Source organism: Pseudomonas sp. P4_C3 (assembly GCF_056402075.1).
In genome coordinates, this window is sequence record NZ_JBFUIC010000667.1 from 1 (window position 1) to 1096 (window position 1096).

The 1096-nt window shown below is 53.0% G+C and carries 2 protein-coding genes; one reads left to right on the forward strand and one right to left on the reverse strand.

Annotated elements, in window-relative coordinates; genetic code table 11:
- Window positions 1-595: TonB-dependent siderophore receptor (locus AC1DVH_RS31610; RefSeq protein ID WP_477757093.1), on the forward strand; the 595-nt coding region annotated here is incomplete at its 5' end.
- A 222-nt stretch (window positions 596-817) separates the two neighbouring features.
- Here AC1DVH_RS31610 and AC1DVH_RS31615 read toward each other — a convergent pair.
- On the reverse strand, window positions 818-1096 hold a 279-nt coding region (locus tag AC1DVH_RS31615), incomplete at its 5' end, for an aspartate/glutamate racemase family protein (protein WP_477757094.1).

Genomic DNA, 1096 nt, shown 5'->3' on the forward strand with positions numbered 1-1096 from the left:
GGAAAAGGGCAAATCCTATGAGCTGGGTATCAAGTGGGAAGCGCTGGACAGTCAATTGAGTATCGACGCGGCGATCTACCAGATCGAAAAGCGCAACGTACTCACCACCGATCCGGTGGACTCGACGTTCAGCGTGGCGGCAGGCGAGGTGCGCAGCCGTGGTTTCGACCTGAACATCGCCGGCAACCTGACGCCGCAATGGCGGGTGATTGGCGGCTACGCCTATGTCGATGCCGAGGTGATCAAGGACAATGTCATCCAGTCCRGCACCCGACTGATGAATATTCCGCAGAACAGCTTCAGCCTGCTTAACGTCTACGAGTTCCAGGATGGTGCCCTCAAGGGACTAGGGCTTGGCACCGGTCTCAAGTACGTCGATGAGCGCGCAGGGCAGACCGCCAACACGGCGTTTTCGATGGGCAACTACACCGTTGTCGATCTACTGAGCTACTACAAGGTCAACGAAAAAATCCGACTGAATCTGGATGTGAAAAACCTGACGGACGAAGATTATGAGGAGGGGGCGTTCGGCAACGTTTACGCTTATCCAGGGGCGCCGAGAACGGTGCAGGTCGGTATTTCATATTCGTTGTAATTCGGTTGAATGGGCAGTTGCATGCTGTGAAAGCTCTGCACAGTTCCGCGACCGTTGAGTTCTGGCTGACCAAGTGATTTTGGTTTGAGTACAAAAAAGGCCCGATAAGGGCCTTTCTTTTTTATAGCAGCGTAGGGCATCTAGTTTGGTGGGAGTCGGGGTGCGCCTACGGACACCTTTCTGACGAAGCTCCGCTCCAATCAAACTATACCTGTTGCTTGATTAGTGACTGGAAGGCTTGACCGTATTTTCACGGGCAAGCTCAATGCACTTCAATGCCAAAATGGTTGTCGGGTCGACCAATGCAACCTCATGATTTTTGATCATGTAGGATTCGCTATGCTCAAGCACCAGAGGTAGCTCCGTACAGCCCAGGATTAGCACATCAGCGCCCAGTTCACACAAATGCTCTGCGGCGATCAAGAGCTGGTCTTTACAGATGCCGTCTGTGAAACCCGCTTTGATTCCGTGGTCTCCATAAATCGACTCCATCACCAACGC